The sequence below is a fragment of the Vibrio sp. OPT46 genome, from assembly GCF_015163535.1.
GTDB classification, from domain to species: domain Bacteria; phylum Pseudomonadota; class Gammaproteobacteria; order Enterobacterales; family Vibrionaceae; genus Vibrio; species Vibrio alginolyticus.
Genome location: NZ_JADDYG010000244.1, coordinates 21,134 through 26,304 on the forward strand (window position 1 = coordinate 21,134; position 5,171 = coordinate 26,304).

Genomic DNA, 5,171 nt, shown 5'->3' on the forward strand with positions numbered 1-5,171 from the left:
AGTTACCTTATCTATACCATCGCCTAATCATTGCATAAGTTTTCAATAGATTTTGTTTTATAAATCATAATATTATAGAGCTCCTTCTCGTATCTCACTCCCAAAACACTTTGCCACTGGGAATCCATCCGCACTTAACCAACAAGAAATGGTAGACTTAACTGGTATTCGGTTAAGAGATCACATTTTATTAATACGCTCATGCACTTCTCAATTAAAAAACTGGCTTGCGCACTTTGTACTGCACTTGGACTTTTCTTGCATCCCACCAACGTACTGGCGAGTACCGAAAAGCAAGCTTATCTGGAAGAACACATTTCAGCAGAAAGCAAGCCCATGTTAAAACTCTACTTTCGCTCGATGGGTAAGCCGCGATCAATTCAAAAAGATGAGTTAAATGCGCCACAGAATGCATCAGCGGAGTCTCTTGCTCTGTATTACTTTGCACGAAAGTACCTTAAGCGTTACGAAGGCGTTCCATTACCGAAAGATATGCCCGATTTAATCGAATTCGGTAAAAAGCACCATTTGGAATGGGTCGTCGCTGAAGCACAGCTCAATAAGGCTGTAACAATGATTGAGCAAGACGATAACTGGAACGCAGAATTGTTACTCCATGACGTTGTTTCTACAGCCCGTGATCTTGGTTATCTAGCATTAGAAGGCCGTGCTTACCGCTGGTTAGGCAATCTAGAAGTATCTCGAAATCAACTGCGCAGTGGCCTAAAATATTATCGCAATGCCTATGAGTTATTAGAAAAAACAGTATTTGAAATACAAGTCGCGATGACACTGAACAACATTGGGACGGTCTACATCGACGCATCAGATTGGGCTCGGGCCAACAGTTACCTAACGCAAGCTCTCGACACTTACCTAGAGAGCGAATATCAATACGATAATAGCTTTTTTATGGGGGTTATCTACGCAAACCTTAGCATCGTTCACTCGAGCCTCGGAGATAACAGAAAAGCGGAATATTATTTCAATGAAGCCATTCGACTTTCAATGCAAACGGGGTCTGACACAGTCAAGCACCACTCTTTATCCAGCTTTTCACAAATGTTGAGCTCGGTAGGAAAAATTGATGATGCATTAATGGTCGCACAACGTTGCGTAGACCTGCCCATTCCAAAAAATCTAGAAATGCTAAAAACGTCTTGTTACGAGGCATTTGCAGAGGCTTACCTCGCAAACAAACAATACGATAAAGCTATTACAACAGCGCTTAACGTTCTAGAACAAACCAAGTCAACCAGTGAATTAGAGCTGCGGCAGCGTATTGATATGCTTTCGGTACTGGTAAACGCTCATCAAATTCTTAATGACTATGAAGCCGCTTTTCATTATTTAACCCAATTAAGAGAGCTGGAGGCTGAGTTTTCTCATCATATTCATGGTGAAGAGATGATTAACATTAAGTTTGATCTCGAAGCTAAGTTAGCCCAGAAAGAACTCAAATTGCTAGAAACAAAAAATGCGCTACAAGCGTCTGAACTGCGTTCGCAGCGCTATCGAGAAATGTTCTACTTTATCGCTATTACGGCAATTGGTGTCGTTGGTTTTCGTTACGTACTGCGCGTTAGACGTATTAATAAAGCACTCACTCAAGAAAATACTACCGATCCGTTAACTCAACTGCATAACCGTCGCTATCTTCACATTTGGCTGGACAAAATGGCTCGTAGAAGCCCAGATAGAACATTTGCCTTAGCAGTTTTAGATGTTGATCATTTTAAAACCTTTAATGATCAATATGGACACGATATTGGCGATAAAATGCTGACTCATATTGCCACGCTATTTAATGAATCCACTCGCTCTGGTGACCTACTCATTCGTTGGGGTGGAGAAGAGTTTGTCCTATTATTCGAAGTACAGCGAGCTGAAGATTGCGCTAAGTTTTTGGAGCGATTGAGATATACTGTTGAAAACACGCCATTGGTGGTTGACTCTAAACCATTAAACGCGACAATTTCCCTTGGAGCAGTGGACAAACTGTCGGCACAAATAATTAAACAAGAATGGGATCAATGGTTTTTCTTGGCAGACCAAGCTTTGTATGATGCGAAGCAAGCTGGTAGAAACCAGTTCGTCATTCATCCTACATCATAAAAAAGCACACATGAAAAAAAATCTAATCATTATTACTTTTGCGCCTCTATTTCTTATGGCGTGTAGTAATCAGCAAGCATCTCAACTGGGAATGCGCAGCAGCAGTGTCAACGTGTATGCCCAGCAAATGAGTAACACTCAACTATGTGAAACTCTCTACTACAACCGTGCAACTAACCAAACCAAAGTGGCGATTGGTGCTGAGTTCAATCGACGTGGATTAAACAAAAAGTGGTGTGATAAAGAATTCGATAAGTTGTACATTAAAAAGTGGATTGATAACGTGCTGCCTAAGAAAAAAGCCGAACCCAAGAAACCAATCGCAACTATTCAACCCGCTTCAACTAAATAACCCACCATCTTGAAGCAGACGGTACACTCGTATTTTCTGCTTTTCATTTTTCATGCATGTTCGATGCGACATATAAAAACCTCATGGTTTCAGTAAATTAACAAAGACTTATGTTGTCCATCGAACTTTTAATGTAAACAAGTTGTAAATGGTTTTCGTCCTTATTCTTTGTCGTTAGCTTTGTTTGTTCCTGTTAGCGGAATATGAAACAGGAACTAAAAAATTCCAAACAAAGACATGAGGTCAAAAATGGAAATACGCATTAATCGCCTATTTGCTGCTATGTTGGCAGTAGGCATTGCACCTGCCGTCTCGGCGTTTGATCCACTCTATTCTGAACAATGGCACTTAGACAACACGGGGCAAACTGCGTTTGCGGCTAATCCTGCTGTTGCTGGGAACGACTTAAACACTAGGCTCACTCAGGCAATGGGGATTGCAGGTGTTGGTGTGAAAGTTGCCGTCATTGATTCTGGAGTTCAGATCGATCACCCCGACCTTGCAGGTAATATAGTTACAGGTAGCAGAAACTTCGTCGAAGACTCTTCATTCCCACCAAGTTATCCGGTTGATACTAATGGTCATGGCACTGCTGTAGCCGGTTTGATTAGCGCCGTCGGCAACAACGGTGAAGGCGGACGCGGTGTCGCTTCTCACTCTTCCCTCATCGGTTTTAACTGGTTAGCCAACCAGACATTAGAAGGCTGGTTAATCTCCCATGGCATGGACCCAGCAACACGCGATGTTCGCGTATTTAACCAAAGTTACGGTTTCAGCCCTATAAACCCGATTACTTTTGATGAAAGCGACCCTCAACTAAAACTTGAAATGGACGTGATGAAAAACGTCAGCGAGAGTAACGCCTGGGGTCGAGGTGCTGTATTTGTAAAGTCAGCAGGTAATGGTTACCGCTATTTCAATACAGGGCGATTCTTCGTATTGCCAAGTAACTTCTTTGCTGGTGGAGACAATCAAGGCTTACCGATGCACAACTCTGCTCAGTCTTATGATAACGCCAATTACTTCAATTTAGTCACTAGTGCACTACGAGCGGATGGTACGCGAGCGAGTTACTCATCGGTGGGGTCGAACGTGTGGGTTGCAGCACCAGCAGGTGAATATGGGCAAGATTTCCCTGCTATGGTCACCACTGATTTAATGGGTTGTGAAGAAGGGCAAAATACCAGTGATGGCCTTGGCATTAATGGGTTACACGGCGGAACGGAGCTCGATCCGAACTGTAACTATACCAGTACGATGAACGGAACCTCATCGGCTGCGCCGAACACATCGGGTGCCATCGCGGCAATCATGTCAACCAACCACGCACTTTCTGCTCGTGATGTACGTGCTTTACTAGCGGAGACAGCAAAAGTAACGGATAAAGCGCATCCAGGCGTACAGCTTGAATTTACTAACCATAATGGTGAACAGGTTAGCTACGAGGCAATTGCCCCTTGGCAGAAAAACGCAGCAGGCGTAGATTTCCATACTTTTTATGGCTTCGGCGCTGTAGATTTAGATGAAGCGATGCAACGTGCTCGCATGACGAATCGTGTTTTGCCAACTCAAGTCATTACGCCATGGGTTAATAACGCTACAGAAGTAAGTGTACCCGATGCAAGTCTAGTTGGTGGTTCTTCAAGTATCGCCATTGCCGATGAGCTGACAGTAGAATCCGTTCAAGTGACATTGACACTGGACCACGCTCGTCTGCCCGACTTAGCTATCGAGCTCATTTCGCCATCAGGGACTCGTTCCGTTTTGCAAACACCGCGCAATGGTCTTGTTGGTCAATCTCTTGATTCATCGATTACTGGCTACAAAGATCAATTAATGTTGTCTAACCAATTTTATGGCGAAGATGCAAAAGGCGAATGGACGTTGCGAGCAATAGATACGAACGGCGATGAAGTCTATTCTTACATTGCATATTTCAACTCTTCCACCATCTATGACGTTCCGATGGCAAACAACGCTCAGCCCGGTGTTATTAAGAACTGGTCGATGCGCATATTTGGACACTAAGGAGTCAATAACATGAAATACAAATCATTTTCTATGCTGGCTCTCGTTATCATGACGTCGAGTGTATACGCTGAGCAACAGCTCTCTCAACAGCCTGCACCAGAACTGTTTGTGCCATCAGAAGCGGTTGAGATTAATGGCCAAGATTATCGAAAAGTGCAAACTGGCACTATTAGAACCCTATCTGAAGACGTAAAACTTCAAGCGGGTGATGAGGTGTTTAAGAATGCGTTTAGTAACGTATCCAAAGCCACTGGACTGGTTTATATCACCGTAAACAATCCTAACGAAGCGAAAGCAGTCGCCAAAGAGTTAAAATTAGAAGTTATCTTCGCAGAGGGGGAATCAGCGGTGTTAAAAGCATCTCAAGATCAAGATCTGCTAAGTATTAGCGACTACCTAAACGCAGACAGCCGGGTAAAAGCGTCTAAAATTGAACTAAACAGCGGTAAATACCGTGCACAATAATTCTCTAACAAGAGAAGTTGGCCTGTAAAACCATGCCTCAGCGATTGCTGAGGCATTTTTATGGGTAGGAACAGATAGGCTATTATTCTTTAATAACATTTCGCATAACCAGTATGATACCTAAACACCCTACTCGCCTGCGCCTGTCATTTCTTAAACAAAATAATTTCCGTTCTTAGCTCTTCTTCCGTGGTTTCCTTCGGGCTAT

General features: G+C 43.2%; 4 protein-coding genes. All 4 read left to right on the forward strand.

Features of this window, described 5'->3' with window-relative positions; translation table 11 throughout:
* The first annotated feature begins 201 nt into the window (after window positions 1–201).
* The 4 genes from IQR33_RS10250 (at window position 202) to IQR33_RS10265 (ending at window position 4,963) form a co-directional block, all read left to right on the forward strand.
* Window positions 202–2,115 carry a tetratricopeptide repeat-containing diguanylate cyclase gene (locus IQR33_RS10250; protein WP_080996214.1) on the forward strand — a complete coding sequence of 638 codons (1,914 nt, stop codon included), beginning with the start codon at window positions 202–204 and terminating at the stop codon, window positions 2,113–2,115.
* Between the two features lie 10 nt (window positions 2,116–2,125).
* On the forward strand, window positions 2,126–2,467 hold the full coding sequence (locus IQR33_RS10255; RefSeq protein WP_025998581.1) for a hypothetical protein: 342 nt from the start codon (window positions 2,126–2,128) through the stop codon (window positions 2,465–2,467).
* Window positions 2,468–2,716: 249 nt separating this feature from the next.
* Window positions 2,717–4,495, forward strand: a complete 1,779-nt coding sequence (locus IQR33_RS10260; RefSeq protein WP_017634214.1) for a S8 family peptidase — start codon at window positions 2,717–2,719, stop codon at window positions 4,493–4,495.
* Between the two features lie 12 nt (window positions 4,496–4,507).
* On the forward strand, window positions 4,508–4,963 hold the full coding sequence (locus IQR33_RS10265; protein WP_005375850.1) for a hypothetical protein: 456 nt from the start codon (window positions 4,508–4,510) through the stop codon (window positions 4,961–4,963).
* The last annotated feature ends 208 nt before the right edge of the window (window positions 4,964–5,171 follow it).

What these genes read in the sequence shown, in the direction of transcription:
- IQR33_RS10250 (WP_080996214.1), top strand. Translation starts at nt 202, where the DNA reads ATGCACTTCTCAATTAAAAAACTGGCTTGCGCACTTTGTACTGCACTT.
- IQR33_RS10255 (WP_025998581.1), top strand. Translation starts at nt 2,126, where the DNA reads ATGAAAAAAAATCTAATCATTATTACTTTTGCGCCTCTATTTCTTATG.
- IQR33_RS10260 (WP_017634214.1), top strand. Translation starts at nt 2,717, where the DNA reads ATGGAAATACGCATTAATCGCCTATTTGCTGCTATGTTGGCAGTAGGC.
- IQR33_RS10265 (WP_005375850.1), top strand. Translation starts at nt 4,508, where the DNA reads ATGAAATACAAATCATTTTCTATGCTGGCTCTCGTTATCATGACGTCG.